At 56.7% G+C, this 23,316-nt stretch carries 19 protein-coding genes and 1 pseudogene; 9 read left to right on the plus strand and 11 right to left on the minus strand.

Annotation, left to right across the window (positions count from 1 at the left end):
* Position 1: 1 nt before the first annotated feature.
* From KVG95_RS20875 to KVG95_RS20920, 10 genes and pseudogenes are all read right to left on the minus strand, one after another.
* Positions 2–490 carry a hypothetical protein gene (locus KVG95_RS20875; RefSeq protein ID WP_217857767.1) on the minus strand — a complete coding sequence of 163 codons (489 nt, stop codon included), beginning with the start codon at positions 488–490 and terminating at the stop codon, positions 2–4.
* Between the two features lie 10 nt (positions 491–500).
* Positions 501–5,438, minus strand: a complete 4,938-nt coding sequence (locus tag KVG95_RS20880) for an Eco57I restriction-modification methylase domain-containing protein (RefSeq protein WP_217857768.1) — start codon at positions 5,436–5,438, stop codon at positions 501–503.
* A 15-nt stretch (positions 5,439–5,453) separates the two neighbouring features.
* The gene (locus tag KVG95_RS20885; protein ID WP_217857950.1) at positions 5,454–8,321 is read right to left on the minus strand and encodes a DEAD/DEAH box helicase; all 2,868 of its coding nucleotides are present in this window, start codon (positions 8,319–8,321) and stop codon (positions 5,454–5,456) included.
* A gap of 953 nt (positions 8,322–9,274) precedes the next feature.
* Positions 9,275–9,487: pseudogene (locus KVG95_RS20890) on the minus strand (type II toxin-antitoxin system PemK/MazF family toxin); the annotation flags it as partial.
* Positions 9,488–9,607: 120 nt separating this feature from the next.
* Positions 9,608–9,847: an AbrB/MazE/SpoVT family DNA-binding domain-containing protein gene (locus tag KVG95_RS20895; protein WP_217857769.1), complete on the minus strand. Its 240-nt coding sequence runs from the start codon at positions 9,845–9,847 to the stop codon at positions 9,608–9,610.
* A gap of 109 nt (positions 9,848–9,956) precedes the next feature.
* Positions 9,957–10,148: a hypothetical protein gene (locus KVG95_RS20900; RefSeq protein ID WP_367616783.1), complete on the minus strand. Its 192-nt coding sequence runs from the start codon at positions 10,146–10,148 to the stop codon at positions 9,957–9,959.
* A gap of 185 nt (positions 10,149–10,333) precedes the next feature.
* Positions 10,334–10,600, minus strand: coding sequence for a helix-turn-helix domain-containing transcriptional regulator (locus KVG95_RS29855; RefSeq protein WP_225923242.1), 267 nt, complete (start codon positions 10,598–10,600; stop codon positions 10,334–10,336).
* Positions 10,600–10,818: a ribbon-helix-helix domain-containing protein gene (locus KVG95_RS20910; protein WP_217857770.1), complete on the minus strand. Its 219-nt coding sequence runs from the start codon at positions 10,816–10,818 to the stop codon at positions 10,600–10,602. The genes KVG95_RS29855 and KVG95_RS20910 overlap by 1 nt, the downstream gene beginning before the upstream one ends.
* A 38-nt stretch (positions 10,819–10,856) precedes the next feature.
* Positions 10,857–11,099, minus strand: a complete 243-nt coding sequence (locus KVG95_RS20915; RefSeq protein ID WP_225923243.1) for a hypothetical protein — start codon at positions 11,097–11,099, stop codon at positions 10,857–10,859.
* A gap of 142 nt (positions 11,100–11,241) precedes the next feature.
* Positions 11,242–11,460: a ribbon-helix-helix protein, CopG family gene (locus KVG95_RS20920; protein ID WP_217857771.1), complete on the minus strand. Its 219-nt coding sequence runs from the start codon at positions 11,458–11,460 to the stop codon at positions 11,242–11,244.
* A gap of 214 nt (positions 11,461–11,674) precedes the next feature.
* On the opposite strand from KVG95_RS20920, the gene KVG95_RS20925 reads away from it, so the two are divergent.
* Positions 11,675–11,872 carry a hypothetical protein gene (locus KVG95_RS20925; RefSeq protein ID WP_217857772.1) on the plus strand — a complete coding sequence of 66 codons (198 nt, stop codon included), beginning with the start codon at positions 11,675–11,677 and terminating at the stop codon, positions 11,870–11,872.
* A 120-nt stretch (positions 11,873–11,992) separates the two neighbouring features.
* Here KVG95_RS20925 and KVG95_RS20930 read toward each other — a convergent pair whose 3' ends face one another.
* Positions 11,993–12,589 carry a recombinase family protein gene (locus KVG95_RS20930; protein ID WP_217857773.1) on the minus strand — a complete coding sequence of 199 codons (597 nt, stop codon included), beginning with the start codon at positions 12,587–12,589 and terminating at the stop codon, positions 11,993–11,995.
* A gap of 981 nt (positions 12,590–13,570) precedes the next feature.
* Here KVG95_RS20930 and KVG95_RS20935 point away from each other — a divergent pair.
* From KVG95_RS20935 to KVG95_RS20960, 8 genes are all read left to right on the plus strand, one after another.
* A complete protein-coding gene (locus tag KVG95_RS20935; RefSeq protein WP_217857774.1) occupies positions 13,571–14,110 on the plus strand; it encodes a hypothetical protein in 540 nt (179 codons plus the stop codon).
* A gap of 397 nt (positions 14,111–14,507) precedes the next feature.
* Positions 14,508–17,333 (plus strand): hypothetical protein, encoded by a 2,826-nt coding sequence (locus KVG95_RS20940; protein WP_217857775.1) that lies wholly within the window; start codon positions 14,508–14,510, stop codon positions 17,331–17,333.
* The gene (locus KVG95_RS30045) at positions 17,311–17,445 is read left to right on the plus strand and encodes a hypothetical protein (protein WP_264082330.1); all 135 of its coding nucleotides are present in this window, start codon (positions 17,311–17,313) and stop codon (positions 17,443–17,445) included. Before KVG95_RS20940 ends, KVG95_RS30045 begins: the two co-directional genes overlap by 23 nt.
* A 45-nt stretch (positions 17,446–17,490) precedes the next feature.
* The gene (locus tag KVG95_RS29860; RefSeq protein ID WP_224794411.1) at positions 17,491–17,907 is read left to right on the plus strand and encodes a hypothetical protein; all 417 of its coding nucleotides are present in this window, start codon (positions 17,491–17,493) and stop codon (positions 17,905–17,907) included.
* On the plus strand, positions 17,808–18,956 hold the full coding sequence (locus KVG95_RS20945) for a tyrosine-type recombinase/integrase (RefSeq protein ID WP_225923254.1): 1,149 nt from the start codon (positions 17,808–17,810) through the stop codon (positions 18,954–18,956). The genes KVG95_RS29860 and KVG95_RS20945 overlap by 100 nt, the downstream gene beginning before the upstream one ends.
* A gap of 288 nt (positions 18,957–19,244) precedes the next feature.
* Positions 19,245–20,669, plus strand: a complete 1,425-nt coding sequence (locus KVG95_RS20950) for a tyrosine-type recombinase/integrase (protein WP_217857777.1) — start codon at positions 19,245–19,247, stop codon at positions 20,667–20,669.
* 607 nt (positions 20,670–21,276) lie between these two features.
* Positions 21,277–22,587, plus strand: coding sequence for a glycosyltransferase (locus KVG95_RS20955; RefSeq protein WP_217857778.1), 1,311 nt, complete (start codon positions 21,277–21,279; stop codon positions 22,585–22,587).
* A gap of 76 nt (positions 22,588–22,663) precedes the next feature.
* The gene (locus KVG95_RS20960) at positions 22,664–23,119 is read left to right on the plus strand and encodes an acyl-CoA thioesterase (RefSeq protein ID WP_217857779.1); all 456 of its coding nucleotides are present in this window, start codon (positions 22,664–22,666) and stop codon (positions 23,117–23,119) included.
* Positions 23,120–23,316: the final 197 nt, after the last annotated feature.

Genomic DNA, 23,316 nt, shown 5'->3' on the forward strand with positions numbered 1-23,316 from the left:
GTCAACCCTCCCCATCATCTGAGGGAACGACCGTCAGTCCATACAGACTTTCCAATGAAGCCAGCATCTGCTGCTTTCTTGAAGCAACAAATGCTAGATGATCGTTCCAAAGTGGGTCTTTAGGTTCGGGAATGGAGTCATAGGAAGGCCAATACTTACTGCTGCCGTCCTGACTTTGAAAAAACTCTTTAGGGTGACGTGCTCGTTTGTAATTGTTGACCTCTGCGAGCATAGGCTGGAAATTCCACAGCACATCAACAGCTTCTACTTGACCATACTCTTTCATAAAGGCAGCACCAGCCACAGCGCTCAGCCCAACCGAAGGAATCCCTAACCAGTAGTGGTAACGAGACCATCGGTCTGCGGCATTAAACTGCGCTTTACCTGAGTGGATGCAATCTTCTTCGATTCTTCGCAGCTCAACGGCAATCGGGCCTTTGATAGTGCAGTTATGGCTTTGCATGGCGCCCTCTACCTTGGCATTGCCCATTGAACATTCCTCAGTCATGTGACAGCTTCGATTCGAAATGCGCCCAGGCCACACAATAGTCAGATTCGCGGTCGGCCAGGCTGAAAGGGGCGACGCACTGGATGGTGCGCTGCACCGGGCCACCGGGCAGGGTGTCGTCCAGGATGGGGCGTTCGATCACGGTGCCATCGGGGACTTGCGGTTGGCCGTCCTTGGGCTGCACATCTTCCCAGCCAAGACGACGGGTTTGGCGGCGGCCATCGGGGGTGATGAGCGTGCATTCGCCATCGCGTCTGCCGGCCTTACGCGGCAGACCGACGCCAACCAGGCCTTTGCTGGCGGTGAAGACGATGCGGCCCTTGCTGTCATACCAGGTGTCGCGCTCGTACTGGCGCATCACCGGGAACTGCACGCGGTAGATGGTCAGCAGTTCGTCCAGCGTCAGGTCCAGCGCCTGAGCGGCCAGTACGTCGATTTCCACCAGTGCCTGGCGGCGGGCATAGTCACTGCGCAGGGCGCAGTTACGCTGCCACTCAGGCATCAGCGCAGCGAAGAAGTCTGCGGGCAAACGCGGGTCGGTGCTGGCCCAACGATCCTGGGCGAAGGCGGGTTGCCAGCACTCGGCCCAGAGATCGGCATAGTGGGTGGTGAGCGCTGCCAAAGTGATGGCTCGTGCATGCAGATGCTCTCGAAATTTCGCGTTTGGCATGTAAACGGGGAGCCGGCTCAGGTAGGCATGATTGGCGTGCCCTGCCCCCGTGGACTTCATGAAGAAGTCTAGTGGTACGCTCAGGGACAAGGCATGGAAGTCCAGCAGTTGCTGTGTGTGTCGAAATGCCGTGCTTATGCATGTATGCACATGCCCCATGCCGGGAGTGAGCAATGCAGGGATCAATGATCGCTCTGCTGAGGAGCTGATCATCTCCCGGTTCACATGCCGGTAATATCCCGTCACTGCCCTGGCCTCGCTTTCCCCCTCCTCCACCCAATTCACGCGCGGCGCGCGGTCGGCGTAGGTGCGAGCGTCGCAGGCAGGTAGGTAGTTGCTACGCGGCAGGTAATCGTCTGGCAGGTGGTCGAGGTCGAGCTGATCGTAGGCTTTATTGGTGTCACACACTGCGCGTGGAGTTTTGTTCAACGGGCTGCCGACATAAAAGTGCGGGCCGGACAGCACAAACTCGGCAGGCGATGGGGCAAAGCCCTGCTCAGTGGTACTGCGGCGGCGAATGGTGCCTTCTTTCTGTGCGCCGGTTTCGTGCCACATCTCCAACGTGAAGTAATCGCCCTGCAAATCGCCTAAGCGGCGCGGCACTCGGGCGAATTTGTCAAGCACCGACACCAACTCGCGGCTGTGTACTGCCGGCAGGCGCGCCTGCGCAGGCGGGGTGCCGGCGGCGTCATAGAGTTGGCCAAAGGTGGTAAGTAAATCGGTGTTTACTTCTAGAACTCGGCTGGCATGGCCGGCGGTATTCCAACCGCCCTCGTCGCGTTTTAGGCCGGGAGTTATACCCCCGCCGGAGTGTTCCAGACATGCATTGACGGTGGACGGGTGAAATAGATTGGCCAATGTCTTGAAACTGAGCGAGGTCCCGGCGGCACCATATATATTGATGCTGAAGTGGGTGAGGTTATGCACTTCAGAAAAGAGTTTATGCTCGTTGATGAACTGATAGTGCGCCCGCAAGCGGGAGTAGAGCACCTTACGCAATGAACCGCCCTTTGGGTCGTCGTATACGCCTTCCGGATGTAGCAGCGCCTGCACGCCGCTGCCTACCTGCCACACCAGCGGCAAAAAGCATTTGTACAGATTGCTCTGCTGTCCCTTGAGCAGCGGGTAGTTCTGCGTGGCGTTCAAGAACTGTCCCATCCCCTCAGTGGCCACACATTCAGCCAGGTAGTCAGCCCTAGCAAGCGGTAGCGCGGCAAACACCGCCTCGCGCTGCTTGGCAGTATCTGAAGCACTTAGCTTGCGAATGGCAAAGCGCGGGTCAAAGTCAGATAGCAGAGCCTGCTCGTTCCACTCGACCTTGATCCACGGCGGATTACCCAGGATCACATCAAAACCACCACGGGCCTTGAAGATATCGGCAAATTCTAGCGCCCAGTGCATAAAGTGCTGCTGCGCGGCCACGACCTGGGCCACTTGCAATTGCGGCAGAGCGGCGATCAGGGCGGCAATGTCGACATTACCGTAGCGGTCACGCTCGGGGGCGAAGTCCAGCCCCGGCTGCATCTGGGTTTCCGGGAACAGGTCATTGCCCACGGTAGCGCTCAAGCTGGCATTACCCAGCAGCACGGTTTCCAGCGCAAACCACCAGTGTTCGCGGCTGGGCAGATCCGCGGCCTTGTCAAGAGGCCAAAACCACAGGGCACACCAGCAATCCATCACCAGCCTCAGGCGGCGGTAGGGGCTGGCGTTTTTCTGCGACTCGCTGAGCATTTCACGCTGGTAGGTAGCGTCTTTCTGCGCAGTGGAAGTCGGTGCGCGGTTGGCAGCAGCATCGGGCCATACGTGTAGTTCATCGCAGGTGGCCTTGCGCACGCGGGCAAGCTCCTGAGCATGTTGCTGCCAGAGTTGTTCGCCAGCGGCACTCAGCGCCTGCACCCGTTTGATCTCATCCCGGCTCAGCGGCGCGGTAAAGGCCTTGCGCCATTGTTTGAACTGCTCGAAGGCGGCTGGCTCTAACGCCTTGACCACTTTTTCGCTGACCATCCCCATGCCTTCGGCGGGTAGCAGAAAGTGGAAGACATCCGTGCTCGCGGAGGTTTGATGCATGGACAGCGCACGCGGGGCAGCGGCGCGCCAGTCGCGTTCGGGCTGGCCATTTTCGCCCTTGCCAGGGCTGAGCTGAGCGGTGCTGAAGACTTCGCGTCGCGCGCCCACCAGCGAGTTGCCGTTGTACAGCTGCAAGCCAAACCAGGGCACATGGCTGCCTTTGAAAATGGCGTTGAGCCACAGAGAGACCTCAGCCAGCTCCACTGCCACCGGGTTCAAGTCCACGCCGAACACGTTGCTGTCGGCAATGTACATTTTCACGCGCTGTTTTTCTTCGGAGTAGCTTTCATGCGGGATGGTCTGGCCCAGCTCTTTTTGCTTGGCTTGCAGGTAGGCTTCAGCCAACTGGCTGACGGCTTCGTTCAAGAATGCTGCGCTGCCCATGGCGGGCTCGCACACAGTGAGTTGCAGAATTTCATCCGCCGACTTGCCGGGAAGAATCTCCTTTAGCGCATGCTCGACCAGGCATTTGGTCAGCACTTCCGGCGTGTAATAGCTGGCGGACTTTTCGCGGGCGCGACCGGCCAGGCGATAGATAAAGCTGCCTTTGGGGTGGATCTTGGTATTGCCGCCAAGCAGGCGTTCGGCGTCGGTGTACTGGCTGATGCTACTGGCAGGTACAAAATACGCCGCATCCAGCGGGTTGACCTCGGCGTCTTTTTTCTTCTCGGCAGCGCTGGGGGTATCGAGGCCTTCCTCGCTGTCCGTATCGCTCTCGCTCGACTCGTCCTCTTCACTCTCGTCGCCCGTACTTGCCTTCTTACCCTTGGGGTCAGGGCGTACCTCGTAGAGATCTTCTTCGGCGAAGAAGCCACGGAAGGACAGCAACGATTCGTACACAGCACCCAGCTGGTTGATACCGAGGGTGCCATAGCTGATACGCCCACGACGGCTCTTGCCACCACCACGGGACAATGACATTAGCTCGATGACTTTCTGCAGCACAGAGTTACGCAGTTTGACGCTACCCAGAAGCGGTGTGCGTGCCGGGTCAAACAGGTGACCTTGCAGCGGCGCAATGGTGAAGCCGTTGTCGAGCAAGCCGTCATGGCTGCCACTCAGGTCGAGCTGACTCGCCGTGGCATCCCGGCGCGGATAGCCTTGCCAGATCAGGCCAAACAGCTGCTTGAGGCTGTCGTGAAAATAAAAGCCTTCTTGGGCTTCGCTGGTGGTCAGCGCGGTTTGTTCCAGCTCGCGCAGGTGCTCGATACTGTAACCCTTGAGGTAGGCTTCGGCATCGATGGGCGCATAGCCCAGCTCGGGCCGCGCCTCGATATAAAACATAAAAAGCAGACGGTACATGTAGCGCAGGCTTTCACGGCTGAGCTGTTCAGCCAGGTCGGTGTCGTTACGCTCGAACACCTTCTCCTTGGCAACCGTGCGTTTGTACCAGATGGCCTCGTTGGCAATCAGCTCGATGCATTCACGCAGAGCGTATTTGAGATCAGTGGATACCTCAAAGGCATGCTTGTGCGAGCTGTCGTCCAGGCTGTCGAGCAGCGCCACGCCGCCTTCCACCGGCAGCACCGACTGGCTGCCCAGCAGCGCGGCCATAGCGCGGAACTGCTTGTCATCACGCGGGCCGAACAGCTCCGGCAGGTTGAAGCGCAGCAGTGCCTTACGCCCCCATTTTCTGCGTTCGATCAGCAGCCACTCTTCATGGTGCAGCAACAACACCCAGCGTGGCGGGTGGTCGTCGGCAAACAGGCGCTTGCTGAGGGTTTCTTCCCAGTCGCTGTGGGCATATTTACCTTTGCCTTGCTCACTGGCCGCTGGCGCAAGCAATTGCAGCGGGCTGCTGTCGTCGTCTTCCGCATTGGCAATAACTGCCGCAATGACCAACAGCGGCTGGTGTTTGGCATCGCGATACACCGCGAGCACCGGCAATTCGCCTTCGGCCAACGTCAGGTTCTGCGGCGCTAGCTCATACCCCAAGGCAGCGAGCAGAGGCTGCACCAGATCAATAAACAGGCTGGCGCGCTCGCTGGCTTTGCGCTCATTCAGAAAGCGCTCACGGGTGCGAAAGTAACCATTAGCCCCCGCGGCAGTGCGCAGACGAGCGACTGGGCTTTGCGCGCCCTGTTCTTTCCACTGGTCAAACAGCGGCTTGAGGTCTTTTTCGAGAATCTCATCCAGATAGTGCTGGCTGTAGAACTCGTTGGCATTGGTGAGGCCGGTGATGGCGAAGCTCATGGTGTTATTCCTTCCTTACGCCATCAGAGCGGCAACAACAGTGAACTGGGCGCGGTCGTCCAGTTGCAGGGTGTCGTGTATCCATTGCTGGTAGTTGTTGAACAAGTCTGCCGTGTCGCTTTCTTTCTGTTTGCGCTTGGCGGCCATGACCTGCTCGATGCCCTGACTGAAGTCCAGCGCCAGCTGATGCAGGTGTTTGTCCTGCAGAGTTTTCAACTTGGCTAACTCCTGCTCCAGGCGCTGACGGCAGTCTGCATCAAAGGTCTGCTTGATCGGTTTGATATGGCGCTCGGCCGCCTGAATCACCGCAGGCAATGCCGCTTGCAGGGCGCGGCTATCCGGTTGCTGGCCATCGTTGGCTCGAGCTTGCTGATCATTGCCAAGTCCGGTTCGCTGCAAGGTGTCCGCTAGGCTAAGCACCCCCTGTACCTGACCAGCAGCATTGAGCTGCACCCCTAGCCATTCGGCCAACACAGCCTGACCGCGGCGATTGGGTATCTGGGCGAGCACAAGCACGATCGCATCACCGACCCCAAGTCCCTGGCCGACCCGCAGTAAGGGTGCGCGCTGGCGACCAAACAGGGCCATCAGCTTGTAATCCAGCCACATGGCAATGGGATGCAGCGACCACAGATAGTGCAGTTGCGGCCAGGCGTTGGTGTCGCGGGCGTGTTTAATGGCTTCTTCGACCACCGCTTTATCGGCACTCAGTGCAAAGGTGTTGTCTTCTGGCCACATTTCCGTGGCCAGATCACGCTTGAGTACCTGCGCCAGATCTCGGCTGGGTTGAAAGATTAGCGTCTTGCGAGCGTCGTTAGCGGTGGCCGGTGAATGCTCGCACGGTGACTGCTGCGCCAGTAGACGCAACGCATCACGCAGGTAGCAGTAGCTATCGCTAAACAAGCTGGGGAGCTCAGCCGTGGGAGCGTTCACTGCGGCCGTGCTGATGTGCGTGCTGATGGTTGCACTGTCTGGTGCGTTGGAGCCCCATAGAGCTTCGAAGGGGTCGATATCGTCTCCAGCCAGTAGCGCGGCGAATTCCTCAGCGGTTCTGTTGCCTTCAATTGCTTTGGCTACTTCAACCGCTTCCAGTTCCTCGTCATAAAGCCCCATGAAGGCTGATGGGTCACCGATGTTTTTCGCAGCTTGCTCGTCCTTATCAATCAGGATTTCTAAATAGCGCAAATCACCACGAATGTGCTCATTGCGCGGCAGGGTGAGCAGATAGCCAATCTTCGGTGCATGGATCTGACCATAGCGATCCACCCGACCATTTCGTTGCTGGAAGACCATCAGCGACCAGGAAATGTCGAAGTGAATAAGGCGGTGAGCCTGGTAATGTAGGTTGAGACCTTCGGAAGCCACATCCGAGGCGATCAGCAAGCGCAGAGGTGAATGGGTTTTACCGAAATCTTCGACAGTTTGCTGGATATCCTGGTCGGGCAACTGACCATGCAAAACGGCAATGGCATCATCTTTGAGTCCCAGAGCTCTAGGCAATTCCTTCTGGAGGAATTTCAAGGTCTCCACACGTTCGGTGAAAATCACTAGGCGGTCGCTGGGTTCTTTGCCATCCCATCGCCAATGCTGACCTTGTTTGAGCTGACTGATAAGGTACTGCAGCTTGCTGAACTTGTCCGGACTAATGGCTTGTACCAAGTCTTGCAGATCACGCAGCCCCTCAAGATCAAAGTGATGAGCGTCTTTAGCCTCAAGCTTGCGTATACGCTCCTTCAAGGTTTGCAAGCAGGCCGCTGGCGAGGAGAACAGCGCCTTCTCAAGCACTGTGCGGAACAGCATGGCGCCATCACGCGCGCCGGTTCCATCGCTATTGAGTTTGAGTTCGGCCAACGCATCGAAGGCAAGGTTTTCTGACTGACTCGCCTGACAGGCCAGGCGGAATACATCACGCTCGGGGAACTCTTGCTTCATCTGCTCCCGAACGTCTTTCTTAAAACGACGCACAAACAGGTGATCAACATCAGACCGGGTGTAGTCGGCTCCCGCTGGCAGCACTGTAGGGTCGAGCATGCGCACGAGACTGGCGAAGCTGTCCTTCCTCCCGTTGTGCGGGGTAGCCGTGAGCAGAATCAGCGCATCAGATCGCTGCGAAAGCAGTTCAGCCAGGCGGTTGCTCTGGGTACGGTTACCCTTGTAAGAGACGTTGTGGGCTTCGTCGATGATGATCAGATCCCACCAGGCACTTTCCAGATAGTGCCGGTATTCACTATCGCGCTTTAGGGTGTCGACCGAGATGATGGTGCGGTCGTAATAGTTGAAGGGGTTGTGATTAGCAGGGATATCGCGACGAATACGCTGAATACCAGCGGAGTCCAACCGGGTCAGCGGGATAGTAAAGCGGTTCCAGAACTCCTGCTGAAACTGACGCATCATGCTCTTAGTGGTGACCACTAAGATACGTCTGGCCTTGCCTCTACGCATGAGCTCGGCAGTCAGAATACCTGCTTCCAGTGTTTTACCCAGACCTACGGTGTCAGCAATCAACAAGCGGGGGCGCAACTGCTGCAAGACTTGATGGGCCGGCTGCAGCTGAAATGGCAGCGCATCCATCACACCGTGCTGGCCGATGACTACCGCATCGTTTTTCAATGCTGACTGTCGCAACCGCGCCTCGATGAACAATCTCGAAGCAACAAACGTAGGCGATTCGTCGTACACCAATTCGGTTTTCGCCGGATCGATTAGGGTGATGTCTTCAAGCTGTGTGAGAACGAGTGCATGTCGATTACGCACGGTTTCCGACACGCCAATGCAGGACAGTTGCCAACCACCAAGACTGCATTGATCAGTGTTCTGGATGATCCACTCTTCATCACGGATCAGTGCACGCGCACCGGGGGCTGGGGCTTGGGTCAGTTGCATGTGCAATCCTTGTCAGGGTGTTAGATGCGCAGCGGGCATTGGATAAGATTAGGCAAGCACCAAATAGGCCTACACAGATCGGCACTCCAATCGACATTGGATTGACTGTAGCGTATGTAGCCATGCCCCCTAGAAAATGTGCGTAGTGAGGTACGGAACTCATCCACACGGCCTTAAAGGTCTGGAGCGTGTCCAGGGTCGGATAGCGCAGCATAGTTGGGCGCATTCGGTGGAAGTAAGCACCGGTTTGCACACGTCGACATGAGGGCCAATCAACCCACGCCGCAATGGCGGCTAGCGCGCGGAAAGCGAGGCAACAAAATATGGGTATCGACTATGCGACCGGATACCTAGTTTTGAAATTTTACGCTTTTGTACTGACTACTTATCGGTTACCTGTGTGATTATTTGCTTGCTATTTATTCGTTTGTTTAAACGAGTAGCTAGAGTAGCGCTGATAGCAATACCTTTTCTCAAATTCGATAACCGGAAAAAACCCTCAAGACATTGATTGTATTAGAAATTATTAAAACAGCCGCAAACAGACCCGCGAAGACTTTGCCTTACAAACAAGTCACTAAGTCAACCACGAAGACTTAGCGACTTAATTTTTGAGGGTTTTCGATACGAGTTATTCTCACTTAGAAATCTTTCGCTTTTTTAGCCTTCCTTTCTCATATAAATAAATAATAATTAAATATTAATATATATAAGAAAGGTAGCTAAAAGTAGCGGGCAAGGCTCTGCCCTGCGGGAGCAGCTGAGCCCTTCCTGTCGGTTCCTTTCAGGCAGCCGTAAACCGTCGGCCAGCTTTTCACCGGCAGCAGTTCGTTCGTACTTCAGTCCTGCGGCTAGGGTTTCGTCGAGTTTATAGTTCACTTCAAGGACTAGGAGCGTCTGGGGGTCGCTCCTTTTCAGGTGGGGCTACCTTGTCGGGTGGGTGCAGGGGTGGATTAAGGACGGCCAATCAACGCCGCAACCACGCGCTGGATTTGCTCCAGTTCTGCGGCGGTTAATTGGCCTTTGTACTGTACCTTGCGCGCTACCCAGTCGACTCTTTTGACTTTATCGGCCAGCACCGCGCTGGGCTTGGCCCCGGCAATCGGCACCTTGAACGGATAGCCCTTGATCTGGGTCGTCATGGGCGCACAGATCATCATGCCGCTCGCCCGGTTGTACCCGCCGGAGTCAGCACCACCGCAAGGCGGTGGCCGGCTTGCTCATGTCCAGCCTGCAGGCTGAACCACACCACGTCGCCCGCGTTGGGCACATAGACGCTTTAGCTATTACCAGACCTCCTTGCCAACCGGTGGCCCCCAGTCAACCGCTTCATGGCGGTTCTCCGGGGTTACCTTGGCCAACAGCGTGGCCAGGTCCAAGGGCTCGCGCACCGGTTCGATGATCATCCGGTTGCCTTCAACCCGCACGTCGACCTCCAGGTCAAGCTCGAACACGGTGCCACCGAGCACGGACGCCGGCAGACGTAGGGCCAGACTGTTGCCCCACTTCTTGATATTGCTTTTCATAGTGGTCCCTCCGGGGCATTTGCATTCGTCGCCACATCACTGCGTATCTACAGTTGTATCTACGTGAGTGACACGGGGCAGGTCGGGCTCAGTTGAGCAGCTTGGTCACTCACACGGTGAGACCAGCCATGGTGATGAACAGGCCAATGGCGAAGGCGAGCGGATACCAGAAGATCTCGCGGGTGAACTGCCGCGCTTCGACGTTCGGCGTTCGGGTCGCGGGACCGACAAGCTTCATGGTCTTGGCCCGCAGCCGGACAATGTCAGCGTGGATTTTTTCGAGTTCGGCTTGGGTCAACATGCGGTTCTCCTTCTGGCCCCCATGCTTCAAGTTCGCGGCCTACCGACGGCGCTTCCAGCCATGCGGTCTCTTCTGCCGACCTCGCCACCTTCCAGTCGCAGCGGGCCAGCAGCTCGTCCAAGGTGTAGTGGGGTTTCTGCTTCGTGGGCTTCATCGGGGTTGTCTCCTTCTCAGGTAGGTCCGGCTCACACATGCAGGCGGACGGTCATGTCGATGCCCACGGCGCGCATCACCGCCAGCATGGTCTTCAGGGTGGGGTTGCCCTTCTCGCTGAAGGAGCGGTACAGCTGTTCGAGGGCCAGTTCGGTCATGCCTTTCGCGCGGGCGACGAACACCCCGAAGCAGATCAGTCCCAGCAGCATCTGCCGGGCAAAGCGTAGCCGCTCGCCTTCATTGAGTGACACTCCCGCCCCGCGAACACCGTGGCCAGGCCCATAGTCGGGCTTGTCCATCAGAGACCCACCACGCGGCCCATGGCCTCCAGCGTGTGGTCGTCGCGTTTGCGGACGATGCCCAGCGAGAAGCCGGGCTTGCGCGCCTCACTGTCGGCGATGACCAGCAGGGCGAAGGCCTTGCGCATCGCTTCGGCCTTGGTGATGCCGCGACGGCGAGAAATGTCGTTGAGGGCCTGGTCGATCTCGTCGGACAGGTCGAGGGTCATGCGCGGCATGGGACTCTCCAGATAGGTGGAGGCGTAGTTACGCCGGTTTAGTGGAGCAGCCTGTAAATCACGGTCATGATCACGGCGATGACACAGTAGAGCCCAGTCACCACGGCCATCGGATACCAGAAGGTTTCACGGGTGAACTTGCAGGCCTCGACTGTCGGTTTCGGGACCTCGGCACTGACCTTGCGCGACTCTTCATTGCGCTGGATTGTCTGGTCGATCAACTGGCTGATCGCGGCATGGATCTTGTCCAGTTCGGCCTGGCTCAAACCGTGGGTGGCCATGGTGTTGGCTCCTCCTTCTCAGAAGGGGTTAAGAACGGCCAAACCTCCTTGCCAACTGGCGGACCCCAGTCGACCGGCGCATGCCGATTCTCTGGGGTGATGGCCGCGATCAGGGCGTCCAGATCAATCTCCGGCGTGTCCATCAGATCCCTACCACGCGGCCAACCGCTTCGAGGGTGTGATCGTCGCGTTCACGAACAATGCCCAGGGAGAAGCCGGGCTTCTTCTTCTCGGCGTAGGCCACCGCCAGCAGGGCGAACGCCCGGCGCATGGCTTCGGCCTTGGTGATGCCGCTTTGCTTGGCGATGTCGGTCAGCGCGCCGTCGATCTCGTCCGACAGGTCGAGGGTAAAACGTGGCATGGCGGATGCTCTAGTCGAGGGAATTGAGTGGAAATTTTACTGCATATTGCAGCTACTGCCGCTACTCCGTCCGACCACTGGCCTGGTGCACGCCCGTCGACCTGCGGCTGTTTGGCACCCTTGCGGCAGTTGTGGTGCAGGCGCGTGGTTTCGGCTGGCCAGACCTTGGCGTAGGTAGACCTCGCCCAACGGGTCGCCGAGATCGAAGCTGGTGGTGCCATTCGTGGTCGAAGTCGCCGACGTGGAGCCGGGCGAAGACCATCAGTTCGTCCAGCACGGCGCGGCCCAGCAGCCCGCTGGCGCTCGCTGGGCGCCGACCGTGTTGTTCCAGTTCGGCACAAAGGCTCAACGCACCTCTGCGCTGTGTGTGCCCTCCCCCCGGTTCTTTCAGGTTGTACAGCGGCGGCTGTAGGTGGCTTCGACAGTCAGGGGCAGGACGCCGTAGGCGGCGAAGCAGGACCAGTCACGGAGCATAAGACATCCAATAGCTGTGGGATGCTTGGGCATGGCAGAAAAAACCGAATTCCCCCCTTCATAGTTCAGAAGTGAGCGGGACAGCTGACTGAGTCACGGCATCGGTACGGTAAAGGGCCAGTTCGCGGTAAACCGTGGCCTGCCCGACGCCAAGCTGCTTGGCAATCTCGACCTTAGTCACGCCCTCCCCCGCCAGGCGCAGTATGGCCGCGCGTTTTTCCTCGTGGATTGGCTTACGTCCCTTGTATTTGCCGGCCTTCTGCGCTTTGTCGATCCCCTCGCGCTGCCGCTCCAGCATCATTTCCCGCTCAAACTGGGCAATCCCTCCCAACACGGTCAGAATTAACTTGCCGGTGGGCGTGCTGGTGTCCAGCCCCAGATTGAGAATCTTGACCTCAACCTTTTTCAGTTCCAATCGGTGCAGTGTCTGCAGCAGGTCGGTGATCGAGCGAGCCAGCCGGTCGAGCTTAGTGACCACAAAGGTATCCCCCACACGGGCAAACTCAATGGCCGCTTCAAGCTGGACGCGCTGGGCCACGGACGATACCTGTTCTTTAAATATTTTTTCACAGCCACATCGTTCTAATTCGCGCAACTGGGCTTCAAAACCAGCTTCTTGTTCGATGGTTGAAGTACGTGCATAGCCTATATCCATAGGTTTTCTCCCACATATGTTTAAGACTCTGTGATAGCCCACCTCCCAAATAAATTAACCCACTTATATGAGAGGTTTAGGTAGGGCTTCGCCTGCTATCACAAGGGCCGGCTCTATTTGGAGATTGCATATCTTTTTTTTCACACTGGTGGGCTTTCGCCAATGCTTAGACGATCCGCTCGCCCAGGCTGGCGCGTTCCATCGCGGCCGTTTTCGCCAGTAACCGCTACTCGATGGGCGCACCGCTACCCGAACGCGATGCTGTTAATTTCTTCGTGAACAAACTAATTAATGCAGTCCTTTTTTGAGCAATCCGCATTGCTTCTTGGACACTAATATGAGCGCCACCCAATGTGGTATCACGCTATTTCCTAAGAGGCACCTTCCTCTCGACATGACTGGCGCATAACACAAAAACCAGCCACATACATATGTAAGCACAACCAATAACAGTACGAAATACATGCCTCAATACAAACTATATTGTTTAGCGATATATTGAAATATTTAACCACCACATATGATATAGAAAGCATTTAATGTACCAACAGACACCCCACCCACGACTTTTTTCTATTGTTTTTTTCCAACCAGATAGCACAGACCCCCTCACCGCTCTCAACTAACCTCAGATCCCAGTGGTACTCAGTACAAAGTTCCCTATCTCCCAACTGTACTCAGTACAAGGTCCACGGTACTCAGTACAAACTTCAAAAAAAACATCAAAAAAATTTAAAAAAAAACAGGCAGTCAACAGCAACACAAACACCACACACAGCATCAATACAAAAAAAAATATTTGATAATAATCAATCAGATACGACAGTGGCCCATCACTTTATACCCTGTACCAAATCAGAATGATCACATCAACGAGTGATATTTTCAGCCAAGAGCGACTACCCTTTGAGAATCTTGAACTATCCTTACAAGTGTACAAACCAATGCACCAATCAAATAAGAAAGTTTGGGGACTTCAGAATGAAAAACAAAGTCAACGCCAAACCGAACTGGAACGCTGATGGTATCGCGCTTTCAGTATTCGAGCCTGGTAGTCTCAGCTATGAGCATCTGATCCAAGAGCGTGTAACGCGTGCCTTCCAGCACCAACCATCCACCCTTATCTACGACGCATTGGCTTTAAGTTACAACCAGATCAAGAAGGGGGATCTGATGCTGTTGGAGCTACCGAACCGACCGACCATCAGCAACCTGCGCAAGACCCTCGAGGCGCGCGGGCTGGAAGAGGAAGATTATCGCCTGTTCCGATCAAACTGCGACGAACACGGCCAGCGTGCCCCGAAAGACAACCGGCCACTGGTCTTGCACCGCCTCAGTGAAAAAGTTATGCGTACCGTGCAGCAGTACTTGACCATCGCGGCGAAAATGGCCGAAGAAGCCAAACAACGTGGTACTTCGCACAACTTCACGCAAGATGAAAACCAAAAAAACCCACAGCCAGTAGAGAAGGTTTCGGCTGAACATCAGAACCTAATTTATTCATTAAACGACAAGGATTGATTGCGAGTGACCGCCCCACTGAAAGGGCGGCACTCAAGTTAACACCCGGCTTATCCGGGCCTTTTCCTCCAATTTTGTATTGCGATGGAACCCCTGGTTTTTGGGGGTGCGATCAAGGTAACCAAAGTGCCTAAACAACATCATCCCCGCACCGTCGGGGAAAGCATGACCGCGGATGATCGAATGGCGTACATCCGCAAACTCGCCAAATCCCACCTCCTGTCACACAAGGACCTCGCGCTACTCACTGGCTATTCGCGGCACAGCGTCTCCGGTTGGTTCACCGACTGCGACTCGCATCGCCACCGGGACGTTCCGGCCAGAGCGATCGACCTCCTGCGGCTGAGGCTCGCCTCGGCGGAGGTCAACGGCACCACGTCGACAGGGGGGGAACGGCATGTATCACTATTATCAACGGTCTGAGCACGACGCCTGGTTTCTGCTTTCTTTCAAAGCCGGCGAAGACCCGGTTGAGTTGGCCAAGGCGCAGGGCGCGAAGAAGCTGACGATCCTCGCCGTCAATCAAATGATCAGCGACGGCACCGACGCCGAGATCCCACGCAACCGCGAGAAGATAGGTTACCGGGGCCCACTGTACTTCGACATCGACTGTAAAGATGACCTCGGTCAGGCCATCAGCAGCGCCCAGGAACTGCTCGGCAAGCTGGTCCGCATGGGCGTGCCGAGAGGCTGCATCAAAATCTACCTGTCGGGCAGCAAGGGCCTGCACATCTTGGTCGACGAATTGCTGTTCGCGGGCTCCCGACCCTTCCTGCGCCTGCCAGAAATCTACAAGGAAATGGCCCGCGACCTGTTCGTCATCGGCCTCGACTTCTCGGTGTACAGCAGCGGCCGGGGCAACAGTTTTCGCATCGTCAACCTACAGCGGCATGATGGTAAATACCGCGTCCCCGTGACGGCCGACGAACTGGCCGAGCTGACCGTGGAGCGCTATCACGAACTGGTCAAGGCGCCGCGTAGCGTCGAATTCGACGACCCGCAAGGGCTGGTGGTGCACGAGCTGCGGGGCCTGTTTGAAGAGGCCAAGAAGCGCGTCACCTCCAAGCCGAAGCTGGTGATCATCGTGTCCTCGGCGGACATGGAAGCGATCCGCGAGCCGGTTCCGGTCTGCATCCAGATGCTCTGCGACAGCGAGTCACTGAAGCCCGATGCGTCCTACAACCAGTCCGCGACCCAGCTGGCCACCTACATCGTGCGTGCCGGTGTGTCGCAGAGCGTGGCCGAAAGCCTCGCCGCGCGGCTGGCCAGCAGCAGCAAGAGCAGCAAGTACAGCACGCCGAAGTTGCGCCGCGACCACATCGAAGCGCAGATCCGCTATGTCGAACACACCCCGACGTTCGGCTTTGGCTGCAATGCGATCCGCGCCCTGCTCAGCAAGCCCCCCTGTGAAGGCTGTGCGATCGAGGCCGGGGTCAATCGGGACGGCGACCCCGACGCCAACCTGAGCGCGGTGGCCGAACCGGATGGCTATTACTTCGGGCAGGGGGACAGCAAGCGGCGCATCAGCAACTTCACCCTGCAGCCGATCGACATGTTCATTGACGTGCCGCAGGACGGCACCAGCCCGCGCCGGGTTGGCACCCGGATGAGCGTGATGAAGGGCGGGGTGGAAGTGGACAAGCTTATTTTTAAAGAACCCGGCTACGCCAGCCGCTCGGCGTTTCTGCGTGAATTCGAAGGACTCAGCGACCTGACCTTTCAGGGCTCCGATCTCGACGTGCAGCGGATCAAAGTGGCGGTTTATCGAGATGATCAAGACATGGGCGAAATATTCCAGGTCTACACCGCCGGGGTCCATCTGGATTTCGTCGATGACATTCCCCTGTTCACTTACGTGGAACCGGACATGTCCGTGAACTCGGTCAAAGTGCGCGGCACCCACCAGTTCCTCGGCAACCTGCTGGCCCGCCCGTACTTCGCCCACACCACCATGGCAGAGCGTGCCGATGAAGCGGTGGACCGCACCCTGGCGCACCTGCTCAAGATCAACCAGAAACACGAGATCGGCCTGATGATTGGTTGGTGCATCGCGGCGCACTTCAAGACGCACCTCATGCACCTCTACAGCCAGTTCCCGATCCTCTGCCTGTGGGGCAGCGCCGGCGCTGGCAAATCGAAAACCGCTGGCTTGATCACCTGGCTCAACGGTACCGACTACATGCTGAAAGACTCGGGGGTCAGTGCTCCGTCAACCTCGCACTACGCCATGCTTGATTACCTCTCCAGCACCACGACCATCCCTCGAATCATTGAAGAGTTCAACAAATCGAAGATGAGCAACAAGACCTACAAGGACGTGGTCGAGCGGATCAAACAAGCGTGGAATGGCGAGTCGACTTTGAAGGGTCGACTGGGCCGGAGCAACATGGGACGCACCAACGCCGAGGCCATTGCCATTCCGCTATCGTCGCCACTGATCGTGATTTCCGAACAGGAGATCGAGGTGCCTGCGATTCAGGAGCGGAGCATTCGCGTACACCTTACTAAAATCAAACGGGCGCACTGCCGGGAACACTTCCGGTTGGCCAACAAGAACCGCGAGGAACTGCGCAAGCTGGGCAAGGCGATCATGGCCATGGCCCTGACCACCACCCCCGAAGACATCGACGCACTGATGGAGAAGGCCTCCGACCTGCTGCCGCCGGAAATGGATGACCGCCCACGCTTTTCCTTACAGGTGGCCATCGTCGGCCTGTGGAAGTTGAAGGAAGTGTGTGAGCAGCTGCGTTTATTCCAGTCACTGGACGCGCTCGACCCGGTGATCAAGGTGATGATTGACCACTGCGCCAATTCTGGCGACGGTTATGTGCAGAGCGAAATCGACCTGGTGGTGCAAAAAATGTCGGTTATCGTGGCCATTTCACGCAGCGCCGATGAAACCGCAACCGGCAATGTGTACCTGTCCGAGGGTCAACACTACGCGGTCACCCCGGAATACCTGATCCTCGACCCGGTCCTCTCCTATGCCAGCTACACCCGCTATTGCAACGTCGATGAACGCAGCACACCGGTGATCAACAGCGGCGCGCAGTTCGTCAAGTTGATCACCGAAGAGCCCTACTTCGTGAAGTACGAACCGTATGCCAGCATGGGTGGAGGGCGCCCGATGTTGTTCCTGTCGCTGCAACTGCTGCAGGAAAAGAACATCGACATCAGCCTGCTCGGCTGGGGAGGTACGAATGCAAACGCCACCTTTAGTTGAATACTTCCAGCGCGTCGGCATTGATCGTTATCCGGTGTGGGCCCCGTTCGTGAACGACGCACAAAGCGCAATGAAGATTGCAGATGCCGCCATAGCCAAAGTAACCGACTAACTCCCCCACCTTCTGCCGCCACGCGCGGTATGGAGCAAGACGCACATGGCCAATAACAGTGCAGCCCAAGTTTCAGCCCCTCCCCCGCGCTTTATCCGCCTCAAGCACGCCTACGGCTACCTCGGCATGTGCCGGGACGAATTCAACAAGTCCGTGCGACCCAATGTTCGCGAGTTTCCCATCGGCACCCAGGGCGTTGCGTTCGACCGGATTGAGCTCGACGAGTGGGCGGATGCCTGGATCGCAAGCAAGTCAGTTGAAAAGGTGGCGAATCAGGACAACAATCGGCCTCGCAGCGAGCGCCATGTGGAAGCCAAAGGAGCAGAACCATGGCCCAAAAAGCAATTACAGGCCTCCAAAAAATGCCGAACGGCATCTGGAAAATCGACAAAAAATACCGAGGAGAGCGAATTCAAGAGAGTACTGGCACTTGTGACCGGGCAGAAGCCGAGCAGTACCTGATCCACATGGAGAAGTTGCGGCAACAGAAGGTCTATGGCGTCAGGACGGTGCGGACATGGCGGGAGGCTTCCATCAAGTTCCTGCTTGAGGTGAAGGATCAAGCTTCGATTCATATATCAGCAACTTATATGGCGCAGCTAGACCCGTTTATAGGTCACCTGCCGATCACGCACGTCGACGACAACAGCCTGGCGTCTTACATTCGCTCGAAGCTGGCACCGGAGATCGGAAAGCCGGTAACGAACAGGACGGTGAATATCGCCCTTCAGCGGGTGATTAGGGTGCTGAACCTGTGTGCACGGAAGTGGCGGGATGATGAGCGCCGGCCTTGGCTAGACGTGGTGCCAATGATCTCGCTGCTGGATGAGAAGACGACCAGTCGCAAGCCCTACCCGCTCTCGTGGGAAGAGCAGTCGATCTTGTTCGCCGAACTGCCCGCTCATCTGCAAACCATGGCGATGTTCAAGGTCAACACGGGATGCAGGGAGCAGGAGGTGTGCAAGCTTCAGTGGGATTGGGAGATTGCCGTGCCAGAGCTGGCGACGAGCGTATTCCTGATACCGGCCAGGTTTGGCGGCAGGAGTGCTCGGGCAGGAGTGAAGAACGGCGATGAACGCCTGGTAGTGCTGAATAACGTGGCCAAGTCGGTCATCGAGAAGCAGCGAGGCAAGCATCCGCTGTTCGTGTTTCCGTTTGGCAAGCCAGATGGCGAAGGGAATGAAACGACTGTGCACCGCATGAATGACTCGGCATGGAAGAAGGCGCGGGTCAGGGCTGCGAAGAAGTGGCAGGAAAAGTACTTGAGGCCAGCGCATGACGGATTTTTGCGAATCCGCATCCACGACCTCAAGCATTCTTTCGGTAGGCGCTTGCGTGCCGCTGGTGTGACCGAGGAAGACCGGAAAGCTTTGCTCGGACACAAGAACGGCAGCATCACTAGTCACTACTCGGCAGCAGAGCTGGATCAACTGATTGCAGCGGCAAATAAGGTATCAGCAACCGACTCACGCGCACCAGCGCTGACGATCCTGAAAAGGAGGCAGGTATAGAGAAAAACCCCTAGGGTCACTCGGAATGTCACTAGGGTAGAAACGAAAAAGCCACCAAAAGACGGCTAAGTCATTGAAAAATATGGTCGGGACGGAGTGATTCGAACACTCGACCCCTAGCACCCCATCTCCTTTTTCATACTTCTTGAAAGCTTCCAAAATTTTACTCTGGATTTTTCTAAGCTAGTATTTACTTGAGCTCCAGCGGTGTTCTGCTCTACGAGAGTCCAGTAACGTCCATCAAGAGCCGGCGTTTTTGTGGGGGGAAAAGTAGGGGGAGTCCATTTCATGGCCAAAATCACCATCAAAGAACTCGAGTCACTGACTGCCAACGATGCCGGCCGCATCCTCAGGGAAGATGGCAATCTGGCCGGTCGAATCTCAGTCCGCAAGGACGGTGTTTCGGTCAGCTTTTTCTATCGCTATCGGTGGGGCGACCAAAATAAAGAGTACTCCTGCGGGTCCTGGCCGCGCAAATCCCTGACGGACATCCGCAAGGCCCGCAACCAGGCCCGCGCACTCATTGATGAGCAGATCAATCCCAACGAGCAAAAGAAAACCGCCAAGGCACAGGCATACGCCGCGGCTAAGGTAGAGGCCGAACAAGTAAAAACGACGAAAGTGCAAACGCTGACCGTCCAGGATCTGGCCAAGGCGTGGCTGTTGGATGGCGTGGCGCGCAAAGATGGAAATGCTGAATTGCAGCGCCGTTTTAACAAGGACCTATACCCGGCACTCGGCAAGACCTCGGTGAACCGTGTGTCCGAACACGATATTCGGGCGCTGATCCGAACGGTCGTCAACCGCGGTGCTCACCGACAAGCGATCAGTTTCTTCGCCGACCTCACCCAGATGTTCGGCTGGGCCAGGAAGCGCCAGCCTTGGCGGGCCTTGTTGGTCGAGGGTGATCCAACGGAACTGGTCGACATTTCCCCCCTAATACCTGCCGACTACGAGGCCGAAAGAAGCCGCATCCTTTCCCCGGCGGAGCTGTTGGAATTGCACAACCGCTTCCAGCAAATGACCGCTGATTACAACGCCCTGCCCGCCGGGCAAAAATACGACGGCATACGGCCGCTAAAGAAAGAAACCCAACTCACACTCTGGATCAGCCTGGGCACGCTGTGCCGGATCGGCGAGTTGCTCCAGGCCGAATGGAAAAATGTCGATCTGGACCAGCAAACCTGGTTTATTCCCAGCGAGAACGTCAAAGGCACTCGGGGCAAGAAGCAGGACCACCATGTCTTCCTCTCCCCCTTTGCGCTGCATTTCTTTCAGGAACTCAAAACCCTCACGGGAGACTCCCAGTGGTGCTTTCCGAACAAGCAGGATGATCAGCATGTTGACGTAAAGGTGGTGAGTAAACAGGTCGGCGATCGCCAGGCCCGGTTCAAAAACCGCAAGGCCCTCTCCAGACGGCGTCACGACGACACCCTGGTACTGGCCGACGGCCAGAACGGTGACTGGACACCGCATGACCTGCGTCGCACGGGCGCAACCATGATGCAGGCTTTGGGGATCAGCCTGGACGTCATCGACCGCTGCCAAAACCATGTGCTGGCCGGATCGCGGGTGCGGCGCCATTACCTGCATCACGACTATGCCGAAGAGAAGAAACGCGCTTGGAACCTATTGGGCGATCGGCTCGGTGCCGTGTTGTCCTCAACTTACGAGCACACGCCAAACGAGTCGATGTTGTCATTTCCAGCGTAGGCGACAGAGACGTGGATGCTACGCGCTAGAGCAGGTCCCATACGTGAGTGTCCTGTTCTTGCGATTGTATTCACTTTCAGGTGATAACCAATAGTGTATTGATTTCTAGTCCACCAAAAATCTTGACATAAAGACCGAACTGATCTTTTATGTGGGAGTGCGCTTTTCACACGGATTGAGAAGTGCACCAACGAAAAAGGATGACGTTGACATTAATTGGTGCAGTGTGCGCCAAACTCATAAGGATATGTTTTATGTTCATGACCCTCTTCGCTCCCGCGATTCATTACCCCCGCTTTGGATACAGCCGCAGGCCGAGTATGTAGCCTGTATCCATGTCTTTGCCTAATTTTTCTGAGCATTAAGCACGGTATTCTTTATGGATGTTGTGTAGCGTTGCTTGATAAGCGGCAGGCATATCTGATTATTACTCGATAGTCACTCATCATTACAGTTGGCAAGGCAGCGGTCACGGACATCGTGGCTGAATGGCGGCGCACATGTGTTGTCCTTTGTCGAACCTTCGGCGCAACTCGACAGAATGCTAGCCCGTGCTGCATTTATTCGCGGAAGCAATCAATCCCAGACATACAAAAGGCATCTGGTCATGCACGTTATAATGGTTATCGATGGCTCCGCCGGTGACTTGCATCCTTATCTTGCAATTGGCACTACTTTACTTCAGCGAAATCACCGAGTCACTATTCTCGCGAATGATCTGTATGCCAAAATAATAACTTCGCAAGGGTTCAATTTCGTTTCTTCGGGACCTCCAAAAGAACTCCAGGATCGCTGGGCAATGCCGGCGATGTGGGAGGCCAAGACCGCCTTCGCCACGGCCTGGCGTTATGGTGTAGCCCCCAATCTGCGTCGTAGGTTCAGGCAAATCACTGACCTACTGGACGACGAAACAGTGCTAGTGTCGTCTCAAATGAGTTGTTTTGCCGCCCGCCTGGTACAGGATGCGCTCGATATCCCGCTGGTCACTGCATGGGTGTCGCCGCTGCAATTCATGTCCTCCCACGTGCCGATGGAGCTAAAGGTCCGCAACCGCCCCTGGCTCAGCCCTCATATTGCGAAGGCCGCCAAGACCTGGTTCATCGACCATTTCGTGGGGGATCGGCTGTGCAAGAACGATATCAATCATGTTCGACAAGATCTCGGCCTGGCCCCGGTATCGAGCATCATCCGCCGCTGGGTGCATTCTCCGCTCGCCTCCGTAGGGCTGTTCCCTTCCTGGTTCTCGCCACCGCAACCGGACTGGCCCAGCGCCGCCGCACTGACCGGCTTTCCCCTGTTCGATATGAGTTCCTCCCTTGCGCCCAATGTTGAGTTGGAGCAGTTCCTCTTCAATGGGCCGCCGCCGGTGCTGGTGGCCACTGGCTCGGCGATGTCCAATGGCAAAGCCTATTTCACTACTGCCGTCGATGCCCTGCGGGGGTTGAACCTGCGCGGCATCGTACTAACCTCAGCGCCGGAACAACTGCCAGCACTACCATCTGGATTCATGCACTGCCCTGGTGTGGCGCTGCCAAGCGTACTGCCACGGATCAGAGCCTTCATTCATCACGGGGGCATCGGCACGATGGCACAAGCGTTCGCCGCCGGGGTGCCACAGCTGATAGTACCCTCGGCGATGGATCAGATCGACAACGCCGCGCGCATATGTAGGATCGGCGCCGGCCTGCAACTGGCCATGCCGATCTGCACGTCCACCTTGAGTCAGGCGCTGCAAACCCTACTGGAAGATCAGACGATGGCGCGTCGGCGCGAGTCCATCTGCAAACAGATGGAGATGGATAGCGGCGTCCTCGCTTGCGCCAGGGCGGCAGACCTGATCGAGCGGGTCGGACGGGATCACTTGCCTGCGGGCGAACGCTCACATGTCGAACGCCGGTCGAGCGCGCTGGCCGACTAGATCGGAGCGGATTGAGCAGGTCCGCACCGTAAACCATAAAAATTGTCCCATCAAGCCTCACTCAACGGAGTATTTCATGGATATTGCAACCAAGCCCGAACAGTCTCCTGCCTTCATCGCGAAAATCGTCGTGCGTTGGCGCGACCTTGATCCCATGGGACATGTGAACAACGCAGTCTATCTGACCTATCTGGAGGAGGCCCGGCTCCAGTTCGGGCAAAAAATCGGCCTGAGTTTCGATCCGCGCGCGGTCCCCGTGATGGCGAGTAGCGAAAACCATTACCGCCGCCCCATCGAGTGGCCGGCCAATCTGCACGTGCAATTGTTCATTCAGCGCATGGGCCGCACCTCCACCACCTTGGGCCACCGGATCGTCGATGCGACGAACCAGGAAAAGTTGTATTGCGAGGGGCACGTCACCACAGTTTGGTTCAATCGCGTTGATGGCAAGGCCATTGAAGCTCCGTCCCAGCTGCGCGAGTTGGCGGAGAATGAGTCGCACGCTAACTCTGTAGATACCTCTTTACCTTAGGCTCTATACGAAAAGTACTTTCGCAAACACCGCTGGCGCAGCGATTGAGACCATCGTTGCAAAACTTGTTGCAAGCTTATCGAAGCGCGTAACGATGCGACGATGGTCAGTCAGTACTTCATCTTGTAAGTAGTCGAGTCCTCGCGCCACTGGCCTCGCTGGTCATATAAGCATGTTGTGTTGTCCGCTGCTCGGTC

The organism is Pseudomonas farris, assembly GCF_019145235.1.
Classification (GTDB): domain Bacteria; phylum Pseudomonadota; class Gammaproteobacteria; order Pseudomonadales; family Pseudomonadaceae; genus Aquipseudomonas; species Aquipseudomonas farris.